The 14888-nt window shown below is 59.0% G+C and carries 12 protein-coding genes; 10 read left to right on the plus strand and 2 right to left on the minus strand.

Going from position 1 to position 14888, the window contains the following annotated elements:
- Positions 1-5 precede the first annotated feature (5 nt).
- The 4 genes from HLUCCO03_RS04290 to HLUCCO03_RS04305 are packed head-to-tail and all read left to right on the plus strand — an operon-like array spanning position 6 to position 2658.
- Positions 6-668 (plus strand): MotA/TolQ/ExbB proton channel family protein, encoded by a 663-nt coding sequence (locus HLUCCO03_RS04290; RefSeq protein WP_027832176.1) that lies wholly within the window; start codon positions 6-8, stop codon positions 666-668.
- 16 nt (positions 669-684) lie between these two features.
- On the plus strand, positions 685-1200 hold the full coding sequence (locus HLUCCO03_RS04295; RefSeq protein ID WP_027832175.1) for a biopolymer transporter ExbD: 516 nt from the start codon (positions 685-687) through the stop codon (positions 1198-1200).
- Positions 1197-1691 (plus strand): biopolymer transporter ExbD, encoded by a 495-nt coding sequence (locus HLUCCO03_RS04300; protein ID WP_027832174.1) that lies wholly within the window; start codon positions 1197-1199, stop codon positions 1689-1691. The genes HLUCCO03_RS04295 and HLUCCO03_RS04300 overlap by 4 nt, the downstream gene beginning before the upstream one ends.
- A complete protein-coding gene (locus tag HLUCCO03_RS04305; protein ID WP_027832173.1) occupies positions 1684-2658 on the plus strand; it encodes an AgmX/PglI C-terminal domain-containing protein in 975 nt (324 codons plus the stop codon). Before HLUCCO03_RS04300 ends, HLUCCO03_RS04305 begins: the two co-directional genes overlap by 8 nt.
- A 6-nt stretch (positions 2659-2664) precedes the next feature.
- Here HLUCCO03_RS04305 and HLUCCO03_RS04310 read toward each other — a convergent pair whose 3' ends face one another.
- Positions 2665-3150: a MaoC/PaaZ C-terminal domain-containing protein gene (locus HLUCCO03_RS04310; protein WP_027832172.1), complete on the minus strand. Its 486-nt coding sequence runs from the start codon at positions 3148-3150 to the stop codon at positions 2665-2667.
- 208 nt (positions 3151-3358) lie between these two features.
- Between HLUCCO03_RS04310 and HLUCCO03_RS04315 the strand changes: the two genes are divergently transcribed.
- From HLUCCO03_RS04315 to HLUCCO03_RS04325, 3 genes are all read left to right on the plus strand, one after another.
- Complete coding sequence (locus tag HLUCCO03_RS04315; protein ID WP_027832171.1) at positions 3359-5035, plus strand: long-chain fatty acid--CoA ligase; 1677 nt, start codon at positions 3359-3361, stop codon at positions 5033-5035.
- 8 nt (positions 5036-5043) lie between these two features.
- Positions 5044-8970, plus strand: a complete 3927-nt coding sequence (hrpA, locus tag HLUCCO03_RS04320; RefSeq protein ID WP_027832170.1) for an ATP-dependent RNA helicase HrpA — start codon at positions 5044-5046, stop codon at positions 8968-8970.
- 138 nt (positions 8971-9108) lie between these two features.
- Entirely contained in the window at positions 9109-10230 is a 1122-nt protein-coding gene (locus HLUCCO03_RS04325; RefSeq protein WP_027832169.1) for a beta-ketoacyl-ACP synthase III, read from the plus strand.
- A gap of 24 nt (positions 10231-10254) precedes the next feature.
- Here the strand turns inward: HLUCCO03_RS04325 and HLUCCO03_RS04330 are convergent, their stop codons facing one another.
- Positions 10255-10662 carry a thioesterase family protein gene (locus HLUCCO03_RS04330; protein ID WP_027832168.1) on the minus strand — a complete coding sequence of 136 codons (408 nt, stop codon included), beginning with the start codon at positions 10660-10662 and terminating at the stop codon, positions 10255-10257.
- Positions 10663-10757: 95 nt separating this feature from the next.
- Between HLUCCO03_RS04330 and HLUCCO03_RS04335 the strand changes: the two genes are divergently transcribed.
- The 3 genes from HLUCCO03_RS04335 to HLUCCO03_RS04345 all read left to right on the plus strand — a co-directional run bounded on the left by HLUCCO03_RS04335 (position 10758) and on the right by HLUCCO03_RS04345 (position 14887).
- Complete coding sequence (locus HLUCCO03_RS04335) at positions 10758-11549, plus strand: VacJ family lipoprotein (protein WP_027832167.1); 792 nt, start codon at positions 10758-10760, stop codon at positions 11547-11549.
- Between the two features lie 36 nt (positions 11550-11585).
- The gene (locus HLUCCO03_RS04340) at positions 11586-13073 is read left to right on the plus strand and encodes a DUF3336 domain-containing protein (RefSeq protein WP_292016617.1); all 1488 of its coding nucleotides are present in this window, start codon (positions 11586-11588) and stop codon (positions 13071-13073) included.
- 98 nt (positions 13074-13171) lie between these two features.
- Positions 13172-14887, plus strand: coding sequence for an AAA family ATPase (locus HLUCCO03_RS04345; protein ID WP_027832165.1), 1716 nt, complete (start codon positions 13172-13174; stop codon positions 14885-14887).
- Position 14888: the final 1 nt, after the last annotated feature.

A 14888-nucleotide genomic window follows, 5' to 3' on the forward strand; every position in this document is an offset into this window, starting at 1 on the left:
TGATTATGCTGGAAACTGTTGTTCGATTTTTTCAGGAAGGTGGTCCCTTCATGTACCCGATCGCCATTGTGCTGGCCATTGGCCTGGCGATCACCATAGAACGGTTTGTGTACCTGGCCTCGGTGCGGCGCCGGAACCGGCTGGCGTTCGAGAAAGGCATACTGCCCCTGCTGCGAAAGCGGGATTACCAGCGGGCCATGAAAGCCGCTGCCGGTTCCGACAGTGCCATCGCCACCATCATGAGTGCCGGGATTAGCCGGCTTCTGAACAATCATCCCCGCGAGGACGTGGAGTACGCCATGGAAGAGGGGCTGATGGAGGTGTTGCCTCGGCTTGAAAAGCGCACCCAGTACCTTGCCACCCTTGCCAATATAGCCACGTTGCTGGGGCTGCTGGGCACCATCATCGGCCTGATTGCCGCTTTCACGGCGGTGGCTGCGGCGGATCCGTCACAGAAGGCCACCTTGCTCTCGGAAAGCATTTCCGTGGCGATGAACACCACCGCCTTCGGATTGATGTCCGCCATTCCGTTGCTGATGTTCCACGCGCTGCTTCAGACCCGCACCAACGAGATTGTCGACAGTTTCGAAATGGCCGGGGTGAAGCTGCTGAACATCATTTCCGAGCAGGCATCACCTTCATCCTCACCGGGGCAATCCGCCGCCTGAGCCGGGGTTTCGCAGTATGAGACGAAAGCATCGCAGGCTTACCAGTAGTCCCGAACTGGACATCACGGCGTTCCTGAACCTGATGATTGTGCTGGTTCCGGTTCTGTTGCTGGGCATGGTGTTCAGCCAGATTCGTATGATCGAGCTGAACTTTCCCGGTATGGAAGCGGGTGAGGCACCGGAGGCGGAGGAACTGCGGCTGGTGGTTGCCCTGATACCCGCCGGGCTCGAGGTGCTGGACAGCGAACGCGGGGTGATCAGAACGCTGCCCCTGACAGAAGGCGAGCAGGACTTTGACGGCTTGCGGGAAACCCTCAAGCAGGTCAAGAAACGGGTACCGGAGAAGACCGATATCGTACTTGAAGTCGGCCCGGACATTGACTACCAGACCCTGGTCACTGCCATGGACACCCTGCGTTCCTATGAGGCCGTTGTGGCTACCAGTGTGGTGGAAGGAGAGCTGTTTCCGGATGTATCCCTGGCGGATGCACCGGAAGACCGGGTGTTGTCCGATGACGGGGAGGGGGTATGAAAACATCCCGTCGTGCCCGCAGGATGCAGCGCCATTACGGGCGTATGCACCGGCCCGGTGGCCTGAACCTGGTCTCACTGATGGATATTTTCACCATCCTGGTGTTCTTCCTGATGGTGAGCTCTTCCGATGTAAAAGTGATGCAGAATACCGCCGACGTTCCGCTGCCGGAGTCCACCGCCGAGAAAGACGCCGAGGAATCCATGATGGTGCAGGTGATTGGCCAGTCCATTCTGGTACAGGGCCGTGAAGTAGCCCGGGTGGATGGCATCGAAACCGGCGACACGACCATCGGCGGCCTGGCCGAAGAGCTTGCCTGGGTACGGGAACGCCGGGGTGACGTGCCGGAGCAGGGCCATGAAGTGACCATCATGGCCGCACGTTCAACGGATTATCGCCTGCTCAGAAAGATTATGCAGACCTGCATTGACGAGGACTTCCGCCGGGTTCGGCTGGCCGTGGAGTCGACCAGGGAGGTGAGCAGTGGCTGACCGTCAGAACCCGTCTTCCGGCCTTCCCTGGGGCGCGGAAAAAGGTGAGAACCGACGTTTCCTGCTGACCCTGCTGGTCATGCTCGTGGTCTTTCTGCCGCCTGCATTCCTGATTCCGACTCTGGATCTGCCGGAACCGGACCGAAACGAGGCCGAGGAGATTCCGCCTCAACTGGCCAGGCTGGTTGAGCAGCGGGAGCCGCCGGAGCCGGTAGCACTTCCGGAGCCAGAGCCTGAACCCGAGCCGGAACCAGAACCAGAGCCGGCAGAAACCGATACGCCGGAGCCGGACGAACCAGCCCCGCAGGTTACGGAAACGCCGGAGGTGACACCGCCAGAGGAGGCGGCAGAGCCTGAACAAACCGTGGAGCAGGCCCGCGAGACTGCTTCCCGGTCCGGCCTGATGGCGATGAAGGACCAGCTGGCCAGCATGCGGACGTCGTCACCGGAGCCCACAGAAACGCTGACTGCCAACGTGGAGGCGGATGATGGAAGCGAGCCCGGGGATCTTTTCGGAGCTGAGGTGGATCAGGATTCCGCCCTGGCGGGCAGTGGCGGTGTAAGCCGCGAGGCCGGCCCGGAAACCGATGTGGCGGTTGCCGGGCATCAGGTCCGGGAGGTTGAGGTGGCACAGGAAGCGGCTCCGGAGCCGGCACCGGCTGAGGATTCCGGGCCGGGCAGGCGAGCCATGAGTAATATCCGGCAGGTATTTGATGCCCAGAAAACCGCACTCTATTCCCTTTACCGCCGGGAACTGAGACAGGATCCGACCCTGGAAGGAAAGCTTGAACTGGAGCTGGTCATTGAGCCGGATGGCTCCGTGTCCCGTTGCGAGGTAGTGAATTCGGAACTGGACAACGAGAGCCTGGAGCAGCGAATTGCCACCCGGGTGCGGCTGTTCAACTTTGGTGAAGACGACGTGGAAACACGCACCGTGAGATTTCCCATCGACTTCCTGCCCGGTTAGGCTGGACTACCGCTCAATGGTTATTTTGGGCAGCCGGGGCTTGCTGAGGGACATTTTCTGGGTAGGTGCAATCACCTTGGCCTCCCCGGAAACCACCTGTTCGTCATTCTGGTTCCGCACATCGCAGGCGAGGGTAACGCGGTTTCTCCGCCCCTTGGCCAGTACTTTCAGGTTGACTGTGAGCGTGTCGTCGAGCTTTACCGGGCGTTTGAAGGCCAGGCTCTGCTCCAGGTAGATGGTGCCCGGGCCGGGCATCACCGTTGCCAGTGCCGCTGAAATCAAGGAACCGCTCCACATGCCGTGGGCAATACGTTCCCGGAAGGCGGAGTCGGCGGCGAATTCGGAATCAAGATGCACAGGGTTTACATCACCGGACACCGCTGCAAAAAGCACCAGTTCGTCTTCAGTCAGTGTCTTTACATAGGTTGCAGAGTCGCCTTCCTGAAGTTCGTCGTAGGTAATGTTTTCAAGGGTATCGAAGGTATCGCTCATACGGGTTCCGCCGGAGATCCTGATGGGTGAGTGGTCAATTGGGTTATTGGTTATAAGAGCTACAGTTCTTGCTCGAAAACTACCTCATCGTTCACAAAACTGCTATTCTCTCCCGACTTTTCGAGGCTGATACTTTTGTCTGGTTGATTTTTTGATCAAACCGATATCGGTAAACATTACAAGCACAAACGCCTAACAGGAGATGGTGATGGATTTTGAGCAGTTCTATCAGGACAAATACCCACCCGGTGTACCCCGCACAGTGGACCTGGACAAGTACACCAGTATGGTGGACGTATTTGACCAGGCGGTAAAGAAGTTCGCTGACCGGCCTGCATTCAGCGCTGTTGGCGCTACGCTCACCTATCGCGACCTGGACACCCAGAGCCGTAATTTTGCTGCCTGGCTGCAGAACAAGACTGACCTCAAACCTGGGGACCGCATCGCTGTCCAGATGCCCAACGTGTCACAGTACCCGGTTGTGGTTTTTGGTGCCATGCGTGCGGGCCTGATTGTGGTGAACACCAACCCGCTGTACACCACCCGCGAGATGGAGCACCAGTTCAATGATTCCGGTGCCAAGGCGCTGGTCGTGCTGGCCAACATGGCCGACAACGCTGAGAAAGTGCTTCCCCATACCGGCATCGAGCACGTCATCGTAACCGAAATCGCCGATATGCATTCCCCGCTGAAGCGCACGCTGATGAACGCGGCGGTCAAACACCTGAAGAAAATGGTGCCGGCCTATAATCTGCCCCAGGCCCATAAGTTGCCAGCGGTCCTCAGCGCCGGCAGCAAGGAGAAGTTCACGCCGGTTGAGTGCAAGAAGGATGATATTGCGGTACTGCAGTACACCGGCGGTACCACGGGTGTGGCCAAGGGCGCCATGCTGACCCACGGTAACCTGGTGGCCAACCTGCTGCAGGTTCGCCCGATGATGGAAGACACGGTGGAGGAGGGCAAGGAAGTGGTCATTGCCCCGCTGCCGCTGTACCACATCTACTCGTTTACCCTGAACTGCGGCATCATGCTGGAAGCCGGCGCCCACAACGTTCTGATCCCCAACCCGAGGGATATCCCGGGCTTCGTCAAGGAACTCAAGAATCACAGGTTCACGGCTTTCCTTGGCCTGAACACTCTGTTTGTGGCGCTGTGCAACAACGAGGAGTTCCAGGACCTGGACTTCAGCGGCCTCAAGCTGACCTCGTCCGGTGGCATGGCGCTGACCAGCGATACCGCGAAGATGTGGCAGCGTGTTACCGGCTGTGAAATCTCCGAAGGTTACGGCATGACGGAAACCTCGCCGGTTGTTACCTTCAATCCGAACAGTGCCATTCAGCTTGGCACCATCGGCCTGCCGATTCCGGGTACGGAAGTGAAAACCATCGACGACGACGGCAAGGAAACGCCCATCGGTGAGCCGGGTGAACTGTGCGTGAAGGGCCCGCAGGTGATGCGTGGCTACTGGCAGCGCCCTGAGGACACCCAGAAGTCCTTTACCGAGGACGGTTTCCTGCAGACCGGTGACATTGCTCTGATCCAGGAAGATGGCTACATCCGTATTGTGGATCGCAAGAAGGACATGATCATCGTATCCGGCTTCAACGTATTCCCGAACGAGATTGAAGATGTGGTCAGCGGTCACCCGAAAGTCGTCGAGTGTGCGGCGGTCGGTGTACCCGATGCCAAGAGCGGCGAGGCGGTGAAGGTCTACCTGGTGCCCACGGCAGAGGGTGTCACGGAAAACGAACTGAAAGAGTTCTGCCGTGAGCGCCTGACCGCCTACAAGGTGCCCAAGTCCTTCGAGTTCCGCGATGAGCTGCCGAAGACGAACGTTGGCAAGATCCTGCGCCGCGAGCTCCGGGACGAAGCCAATAACAAGTAAAAGGCCCGATGACACAAGCCCCACCAGAACAGCCAGCGAATACACCATCAAACGGGGCGGCCGTGAAGGCCGTCCTGGAACAGTTGGACACCTGTAACCAGCAGGAAGCCGCCCGTATTCGCAAGCTGGTGGCCCGAAAAAAGGGCCGTTTGGGGCAGAAAGACCTGGAGAAAATGGCGCAGTGGCTTGACCGGGGCCAGGCAAAGGTCCGGGAACGCCAGGCCCTGCACAAGCCTGCGACTTTTCCATCGTCGCTGCCGGTATCCGAGCGGGTTGATGACATCCGTGAGGCGATTGAGCAGAACCAGGTGGTGATCATTGCCGGTGAGACCGGTTCCGGCAAGACCACCCAGATTCCCAAGATCTGCATGAACAGCGGCCGCGGGATTCGGGGGCTGATCGGCCATACCCAGCCCCGGCGGATTGCTGCCCGCACGGTCGCAGGCCGCATTGCCGAAGAACTGGGGGAGCAGACCGGTGGCCAGGTGGGCTACCAGGTACGCTTTACCGATACCACATCTGAGCAATCCCGCCTGAAAGTGATGACGGATGGCATTCTGCTGTCGGAAGTTCAGCACGACCGCTTCCTGGACCGCTACGACACCCTGATCATCGACGAGGCCCACGAGCGCAGTCTCAATATCGACTTCCTGATGGGCTACCTGCGCCAGCTTCTGCCAAAGCGCCCGGATCTTAAGGTGATCATCACCTCCGCCACCATTGAGGTGGAAAGGTTCAGCCAGTTCTTCAACGATGCGCCGGTGCTTGAAGTCAGCGGCCGCACCTTTCCGGTGGATATCCGCTACCGCCCGCTGACCGGTGATGAAGACGACCGTGACCAGGGCTGGACCGACGGCGTGCTCCGGGCCATGGAAGAAATCGAGCAGCACGAACGGGCGGAGAAACAACCCCCGGGGGACGTTCTGGTGTTCCTGCCGGGGGAGCGGGAGATCCGTGCCCTGAGCAAGGTGTTACGCCACGCCGACCTGCGGCATACCGAGGTGCTGCCGCTGTATTCACGCCTGAGCAACCGGGAGCAGAACCGGATATTCCAGAGCCACCGGGGCCGGCGCATGGTGCTGTCCACCAACGTGGCAGAAACCTCCCTGACAGTGCCGGGTATACGCTACGTGATTGACACCGGTGTGGCCCGGATCAGCCGTTACAGTGTGCGTTCCAAGATCCAGCGCCTGCCCGTTGAGCCCATCTCCCAGGCCAGTGCCAACCAGCGGGCAGGGCGTTGTGGCCGGGTGGCACCGGGCATCTGTTTCCGGCTATACGACGAAACCGACTTTATTAACCGGCCCGAGTACACGGATCCGGAGATACTGCGCACCAACCTGGCGTCTGTCATCCTTCAGATGACCACCTCGGGGCTTGGAGATATCCGCCATTTTCCATTCCTGGAACCGCCGGATCGCCGCCTGATCAACGACGGCTACAAACTGCTGGAAGAGCTGGGTGCGGTGGACGACAAACGCCGGGTGACCGGCCTGGGCCGCACCATGGCGCGGTTGCCGCTGGACCCCCGGCTTGCGCGCATGCTGGTAACCTCTTCGGAGCAGGGTAGCCTGGCGGAAACCCTGGTGATCATTGCCGGGCTCAGTATCCAGGACCCACGGGAACGCCCCCAGGACAAGCAGCAGGCGGCCGACCAGGCCCACGCCCCGTTCAACGACAAGGAATCCGATTTCCTGACGTTGCTGAACATCTGGAACTTCTATGAAGAACAGCGCCAGGAGCTGTCCCAGAACCAGCTCAAGAAGGTGTGCCAGAAAAGCTTCCTGTCCTGGATGCGTATGCGGGAATGGCGGGATATCCATCGCCAGCTGACGCTGATCTGCCGTGAACAGAAACTGAAGCTCAATAAGGAAGCGGCCAGTTACGAATCTCTTCACAAGGCCATACTGGCGGGCCTGCTCGGGCAGGTGGCTGTCAAGCTGGAAAAGAGGGAATACCTGGCCACCCGCAATCGCAAGGTGATGATCTTCCCCGGTTCCAAAGTGTCCAAAACAGGACCCAAGTGGATCGTGGCTGCCGAGATTGTTGAGACCAGCCGGGTATTTGCACGAGTAGTGGCAAAGATCGAACCGGAGTGGATCGAGCCCCTGGCCGGGCATGTGGTGAAGCATCATTATTTCGAGCCGCACTGGGAACAGAAGCGCGCCCAGGTGATGGGCTACGAGAAAGTCAGTCTGTACGGCCTGGACATCATTGCCAAACGCCGGATTCCCTACAGCAAGGTGGATCCTGCGGAATGCCGGAACCTGTTTATCCGCCGTGCGCTGGTGGAGGGGGATTATCAGTCCAGAGCGCCGTTTATTGCCCGCAACCGCGAGTTGCTGGATACCGTCGAGAACCTGGAGCGCAAGACCCGGCGCCGGGATCTGCTGGTGGAAGACGAAGTGCTGGTGGAATTCTATGACCAGCGACTGCCGGATGACATTGTCAGCGGGCGCCATTTCGAAAGCTGGTGGAAGCAGCTCGGCGCCGATGAACTGCGCAACATGGAACTGACCGAGTCGGATATTCTCCAGCGGCCGGTGGATGAGCAGGCGGGTGCCCTGTATCCGGATTACCTGGAATGGGAGGGTGTGCGTTACCCCCTGAGTTATGAGTTTGAGCCCACCAGCGAGCGGGACGGTGTCACCCTGCAGGCACCGGTGATGGCGCTGAAACAGCTGCCGGCCCGGCGGCTGGAATGGCTGGTGCCGGGATTGTTACGGGAAAAATGCATTGCCCTGGTCAAGGGGCTGCCCAAGGCGCTGCGGCGGAACTTTGTGCCGGTGCCGGACTTTGTGGATGCGGCCCTGGAAAACATGCAGCCTTCCAATGAGCCCCTGGCCCTGCAACTGGGTGAGCAGTTGCGCAGAATGACCGGGGTACGGATCGACCCGGACGCCTGGCCCCAGGAGGATCTGCCAAAGCACCTGCGCATGAACCTGCGAGTGGTGGATGATGCCGGCAAACCCATCGCCGAGGGCCGGGAGACGGAGAAACTCCAGAGCGAACTGGAAGACCGCGCGGAAGCGGCGCTGTCGTCCGCTACCCGCAAGGAGCCGGGCGACAAGCCTGCCAGTACCTCCCGAAGCTGGGATTTCGGAGAGCTTCCCGAAGCGGTCCGTACCGAGAAGAGTGGTATGGAGGTGACCGTATATCCGGCACTGGAAGACCTGGGTGAATCTGTGCGCCAGACCCGTTTCCTGGACCGCCTGACCGCGGACGATTCCACTCGCAGGGCGGTAGCACGGCTTATTCTGATCCGGTTGGGTAATGCGCTGGATGATATTGAGCGCAGGCTGCCCCATTTCAAGGCGTCTGCGTTGATGTTTGCTCCGGTGGGCAAGGCCCGTGTATTGCTGGACGACCTGTTGCTGGCAACCGCCATGCAGCATTTTGTACCCGGTGAGGTGCCGAGAAACGAGCGCGCCTTCGAGCAGGTTTTCGAGGCAGGCAGGGCGGATTTCTTTCCGGCCCTGGAAGAAGCCGATGAGCGTCTGCACCAGGCCATGACCGGCTATCATGGTGTGATGAAACAGCTGAAAGGCAAAATCAGCCTGGCGCTGGCCAACAGTATGGCTGACCTCAAGTTCCAGCTTCAGAACCTTGTTTATCCGGGCTTTCTCGTAGCGACGCCGCCGGAATGGCTGGCCCATTTTGGCCGTTATTTCGAGGCGGCCAGCATCCGTTATGAGAAGATTCCCCGGGAACTGGGCCGGGAACGGGAGTTCCTGCACACCATGGAACCCCTGTGGTCGCGCTATGCCAGCAAGCGGGATGAGCAGCAACGCCAGGGGGTGCGGGATCCGGAGCTGGTTCTGTACCGGTGGATGCTGGAGGAATTTCGTGTGTCCTTCTTTGCGCAGCAACTGGGTACCGCCTTACCGGTCTCGGTTAAGCGCCTGGACCGGCAGTGGGAGAAAACGAAGATCTAGGACGATTGTTCCCGCGGGCAAAACTTTGAGACTGTGTTAGTATTTGGCCAATATTGGTGCATTCATATCTCTGTCGGATTACGCCTGAGGCTCATTGTGCCCTTCATGGGTAAATCCGACCTACTACGTGGGGTGAGCGTGATTAAAGCCGTTATCAGCGGGACCGGGTTGTACACACCGCCAGCAACCATCAGCAACGACGAACTGGTGGAGGCATTCAATGCCTTCGTGGAGCTCCACAATGCCCGTCATGCCGACGAGATCGCAAACGGGGAGATGGAGCCCCTGCAGCCGTCCTCAACAGCCTTTATCGAGAAGGCCTCCGGGATCAAACGCCGGCATGTGATCGACAAGGAAGGCATTCTTGATCCGGAACGCATGTGCCCGAACATTCCCGACCGCAGTAATGACCAGCCATCGGTACAGTGCGAAATGTCGGTTGCGGCCTGTAATGAAGCGCTGGAACAGGCCGGCAAGTCGGCAGCGGACGTGGATGCGGTTATTGTGGCCTGTTCCAACCTGCAGCGCCCGTACCCGGCCATTTCCGTTGAAGTCCAGGATGCCCTGGGCGTTGCCGGGTTTGCCTACGATATGAACGTGGCCTGCAGTTCCGCCACCTTCGGGCTGCAGGCGGCGGTCAACGCGGTCGAAAACGGCACCGCCCGGGCAGTACTGGTGGTCAGCCCGGAAATCTGTTCCGGGCACCTGAATTTCCGCGACCGTGACAGCCACTTTATCTTCGGTGATGCCTGCACCGCGATTCTGGTTGAGCGGGATGCCGATGTAGCGGAAGGCCAGGGTTTTGAAATCCTAGGCACCAGCCTCAAAACCCAGTATTCCAATAACATCCGTAATAACTTCGGTTTTCTCAACCGGGGTGACGAGTCCGGCATCAACAAGCCGGACAAACTGTTTGTCCAGCAGGGACGAAAGGTATTCAAGGAAGTGTCGCCGCTGGTGGCCGAAACCATACTGAAGCAGCTTGATAGCCTGTCGCTTTCTCCCGACGACCTCAAGCGCATGTGGCTGCATCAGGCCAACCTGAACATGAATCAGCTGATTGCCCGTAAGGTGCTGGGGCGCGATGCCGACACCACCGAGGCACCGGTGATTCTGGATGAGTACGCCAATACCAGTTCGGCCGGCTCCATCATTGCTTTCCATAAACACAAGGGTGACTTCACCTCCGGCGACCTGGGTGTGATCTGTTCGTTCGGTGCCGGCTATTCCATCGGCAGCGTTGTGGTTCGCCGCCGATAGAACGTTGGGTTGAGGGCGTGGCCGTCAGTTTGCGGCCAGCGCCCTGAGTTTGTCCGGCAACGCCATGGAGCTGCGTTTGGTACGGTCAAACCAGACAATCTTTGCGTAACCTTCCGCGTAAAGTTCGCCGGTGTTGGCATCGGTCAGGGTATGATAGGTGTCGAGACTGGTGTTACCTGCCTTGTCAGCGTATGTTTTCACCTCAACCGTAGCCGGGTGGGAAAGTTCCTTCAGAAAGGTGGCGCTGGTCTTTATAATGACAGGCCCGTCGGGGTCGTTTTCTGCGCCAAGCTCGAGGGAAGCCAGCCAGACGATCCGGGCCTCTTCGAAAAAGCGGAAGTAGACTGTATTGTTGGCGTGACCGTATGCATCCATGTCACCCCAGCGCAAAGGCATGGTAATGGTACTGACCAGATTCCCGGGTACAGGCATCGGGCTCCTCCTGAAAAGGGGGTTAATAATAAGAAAAAGCAAAGCGCCGGTATTTTCGACGAACTGAAACAGGTTTAACAACCTCAGGCTTGATGATGAGAGACATTTTTTTCCGGCACCGGGTATTTGGCGCCCTGTTTGCACTATTTCTGTTTGCCGGCGGTGCAGCCGCGCAGACCGTTCAGCCCGCGGATCCGGAGACGGCCGGGCAGAAACTTGATGAGCCCGCCAGTGAGGTTGATCCCTACGAGGACTGGAACCGCAAGGTTTACCGCTTTAATGAAACCATTGATAACTGGTTTCTGAGGCCGGTTGCCAAAGGTTATCGCGCCGTTATGCCGGGATTCGCGGACCGCGGCGTTACCAACTTTTTCAACAACCTCACCGAGATCCGCAACTTCGCCAACAGTGTCTTCCAGCTGAAGGGCGAATCGGCCGTGGTTGCAGCCGGGCGTTTTACCTATAACACGGTATTTGGCCTGGGTGGATTTATTGATGTAGCAACCATGTTCGAACTGCCTGAAAGGCCCGAGGATTTCGGCCAGACACTTGGCTACTGGGGCGTTGAATCCGGGCCTTATCTGATGCTGCCGTTCCTGGGGCCGTCGAATCCCCGGGACTTCAGTGGTTTTGCATCCGACATGTTATTACTGCCCTCTGCCTGGGATCTGGCAGAGAGCCCGGACCAGTATTACGCCAGGGCTCTGCAGGTGGTGGACAAGCGGGCGGATCTGATCCCCGCGGAAGCATTCATGTCCGGTGACGGCTACACCTTTGTGCGCAACGCCTATCTTCAGCGCCGTGCCTATCTGATCAATGATGGCCGCACCGTGGACGATCCCTTCGCCAGCGAAGACGATGAAGACCTGATGCTCGAGGATTTCTGACCGAAGGCTCAGGCTTGAACAAGGGAGGTTGACCTGATGGCCGATGACCGTATCCGCAAATTCCGCAAACTGCTCGCGGAAGCGCCCAATTATGAAATGTGGAAGGCGGCTGCCCTGGAGCTGGATTTTCTGGAAGGCAATGTCGAGTGGAAGGAAGACTTCGCATCGGACCTGTATCATTACGAGCTGATCTACGACCGCCTCAGTAATCTGCGTAATTACCGCCAGCAGAATGATTTCGAACGCCTGAAGCGTGCCCTGCGGGAAGGACTCCACCATGACCTTGGCAATATGGGCAACACAGCGTTGTACACCCGCTCCCGTGTGGGCACCAAGCACCTGATCGAGGAATACATCACCCAGGTCTGTGAATCCCTCGATTTCCTCTGCGACACGTCTGTGCCGGGTTTTCCGGTAGCCGACAAGCTCCAGTTCTTCCGGGACACGCTCACCAGTTATGGCCGCCCCGCGCTGTTGTTAAGTGGCGGGGCTTCCCTTGGCATGTTCCATTTCGGGGTCATCAAGGCGCTATGGGAGAAGGGGCTGTTGCCCCAGGTGATCGCCGGTTCCAGCAGCGGTGCCATCATCGCCGGCATGCTCGGCGTTCACAGTGATGCCGAGGTGCCGGAGATGCTGGTGCCGGAAAACCACAATCTCGAGGCCTGGAAGTGGCGGGGAATACTCAGCGCCTTGCGGGGTGACGGCCTGATGGACCAGGCGCAGTTAAAGAAGTGCCTGCGGGCCAATATCGGGGAGTACACCTTCGAAGAGGCCTTCCAGAAAAGCGGCCGCTCCATCAACGTGAGCGTATCGCCGGTACAGACCCATCAGAAAGCCCGACTGCTGTGTGGTTATACCTCACCCTACCTGTTGGTCTGGAGTGCGGTGCTGGCCAGTGCGGCGGTGCCCGGGATTTTCCCGCCGGTGCCGCTGATGAAAAAGGACATTCACGGCAACATACTGCCTTATATGTCCCGTCTGAAGTTTGTGGACGGTTCCGTGGTCAGTGACCTGCCGATCGAGCGCCTGATGCATCTGTACGACGTGAATTTCACCATCGTCAGCCAGACCAACCCCCATGTAGTGCCCTTTCTCAACCGCCGGGGCCAGGATGAGAAGATCAATCTCGCCAATCTGCCCATGCACCTGCTGAAATCGGAAATCCAGTTCCATGGCCAGGGCATTTTCGATTACTTGCGCAAGCGGGTTCAGCCGGAAATACTGCGCCAGATATCGGGCCAGATGTACACCATCATGGGGCAGCGCTATTCCGGTGATGTGACCATCTCACCGTCCTATCGTTTGAAGGATTACCGCCGGATGCTTGCCAACCCCGACCCGGCCTGGGTTCGTGAGATGATATTGCAGGGGGAGCGGGCCACCTGGCCGAAGATTTCCATGATTCGTTCCCATGCCCGGATCTCCAAAACCCTGGAGCGTTGCATTCGCCGTCTCAAATCCGAGCAACGCCGTTCCACCGCCGAGTTACGACTGGTAAGCAGTGCGGATTCCGGCACATCATGAGATGACAGCCCCGGGAGCCGGGCGGTATGATACCGCGATGGCCGGGGAGCCCGATGGCGCCTCCCGCAAGCTCCGCCTGAGCACCTGACTGGACACTCATGTACTACGATTTCTTCGGCTTCCGGGAACCCCCGTTTTCGATTGCCCCCGATCCCCGCTATCTGTACCTCAGCGAGCGCCACAAGGAAGCGCTGGCGCACCTGATGTTTGGGGTGCAGGGGCAGGGTGGTTTCATCGTGATTACCGGCGAAGTCGGTACCGGAAAAACCACGGTCAGCCGCTGTTTTATCGAGAATGTGCCGGATCATGTGGATATCGCCCTGATCCTCAATCCGAGGCTGTCCGCCCGGGAGTTGTTGTCCTCCATCTGTGACGAGCTTGAAATCCCCCACGAAGTCGGGGCCACCATCAAGGAACTGGTGGGGCTGATCAACGATGATCTGCTCAAGGCCCATGCTGCCGGCCGTCACAAGGTGCTGATGATCGATGAGGCCCAGAACCTTTCCGCCGAGGTGCTGGAGCAACTAAGGCTGCTTACCAATCTGGAAACCGCTGAGAAGAAGCTGCTTCAGATTGTGCTGCTTGGCCAGCCGGAATTGCAGGCCATCCTGGAACTGCCGGAACTCCGCCAACTGAACCAGCGGGTTACGGCGCGCTATCATCTGGATGCGCTCGGCCGTGAAGAAATCCCGGCCTACCTGCGCTACCGGCTCAGTGTTGCAGGCCTTCGGGGCGAAATTTTCACCGACGGCGCGGTGCGGGCCCTCTTTCGTGCCAGCCAGGGCATTCCCAGGCTGATTAACCTGATCAGTGATCGTGCGCTGCTGGGCGCCTATGCCGAGGGTGAGCACCAGATTACGGCAGCCCATATCCGCACCGCAGCCCGGGAAGTGAACGGAAAGCCGGCCCGGCGACGCTCGGGTAGCGTCTCTGCAAAAGCCCACCTGTTATTGGTGGCTGCCAGTATTGTGATGGCCGTTATCATGACGGTCTGGGCACTGGACCGGTTGCCGGGAGCGGGCTGGATGACGCCCGACGCAACAGCCGGCGATGAGGGCGACGTCCTGTCAGGGGAGATTCAGCGTGTAGAGCCGGCGCAGCCTGAGCTGCAGCCGGTGATTGTGCAGCCAGACCTGCCAGAACAAAGCCCGGCGTTCGACGAAGATCAGCGTGAGCCGGAACCGGAAACCCTGGCGGAGGATTTCGAGTTTGCCTCCGGCGCTCTGTCCCTGCCGGAGGCGTTCCGGGAGTTGTTCAGCGTGTGGGGGAGAGAATACCGTGTCTCTGAAAGCCCCGTGGCCTGTCGTTATGCCGAGGAGCAGGGCCTTCGCTGTCTGGAGAACCGGGGCTCCCGGCGCAGCCTGGAATACCTGGACCGGCCGGCGATCCTGAAACTTCGTAATGGCGAGGGTAACAACCGTTATGCGGTGCTGAGCGGTCTTGATCAGGATCGAGCCACCCTGGAGCTGCCGGAAGGCCGCCGGGAAGTGACGTTTTCCAGCCTGGAGCCCTATTGGTACGGAGAGTTCACCGTGTTATGGGAAGTGCCTTCCCATATTGATGATGAGGAAGGCGGTGTTTCAGAGCAGATCTGGATGGGGTCGCGGATGATGGAGCTGGCGAGCCGCTATGCTGATTCCCGCGAGGAGGAAAACCGCGTTAACCGCATGTCTGCGGAAGAACAGATACGCTGGTACCAGGAGCGCAAGGGCCTGACGGTGGACGGTATTGCCGGTGCCATGACCATTATCCAGATGAATAATGATCTTGAGTCCGGTGGCCCGCGGCTCAGCTCGCAGGGGATGGTTAACTGAC

Source organism: Marinobacter sp. HL-58 (assembly GCF_001314605.1).
GTDB lineage: Bacteria > Pseudomonadota > Gammaproteobacteria > Pseudomonadales > Oleiphilaceae > Marinobacter.

Coding starts and splice junctions, on each gene's coding strand:
- HLUCCO03_RS04310 (WP_027832172.1), bottom strand. CDS start 3,150: ATGAGCGATACCTTCGATACCCTTGAAAACATTACCTACGACGAACTT.
- HLUCCO03_RS04290 (WP_027832176.1), top strand. CDS start 6: ATGCTGGAAACTGTTGTTCGATTTTTTCAGGAAGGTGGTCCCTTCATG.
- hrpA (WP_027832170.1), top strand. CDS start 5,044: ATGACACAAGCCCCACCAGAACAGCCAGCGAATACACCATCAAACGGG.
- HLUCCO03_RS04300 (WP_027832174.1), top strand. CDS start 1,197: ATGAAAACATCCCGTCGTGCCCGCAGGATGCAGCGCCATTACGGGCGT.
- HLUCCO03_RS04340 (WP_292016617.1), top strand. CDS start 11,586: ATGGCCGATGACCGTATCCGCAAATTCCGCAAACTGCTCGCGGAAGCG.
- HLUCCO03_RS04295 (WP_027832175.1), top strand. CDS start 685: ATGAGACGAAAGCATCGCAGGCTTACCAGTAGTCCCGAACTGGACATC.
- HLUCCO03_RS04315 (WP_027832171.1), top strand. CDS start 3,359: ATGGATTTTGAGCAGTTCTATCAGGACAAATACCCACCCGGTGTACCC.
- HLUCCO03_RS04335 (WP_027832167.1), top strand. CDS start 10,758: ATGAGAGACATTTTTTTCCGGCACCGGGTATTTGGCGCCCTGTTTGCA.
- HLUCCO03_RS04330 (WP_027832168.1), bottom strand. CDS start 10,662: ATGCCTGTACCCGGGAATCTGGTCAGTACCATTACCATGCCTTTGCGC.
- HLUCCO03_RS04345 (WP_027832165.1), top strand. CDS start 13,172: ATGTACTACGATTTCTTCGGCTTCCGGGAACCCCCGTTTTCGATTGCC.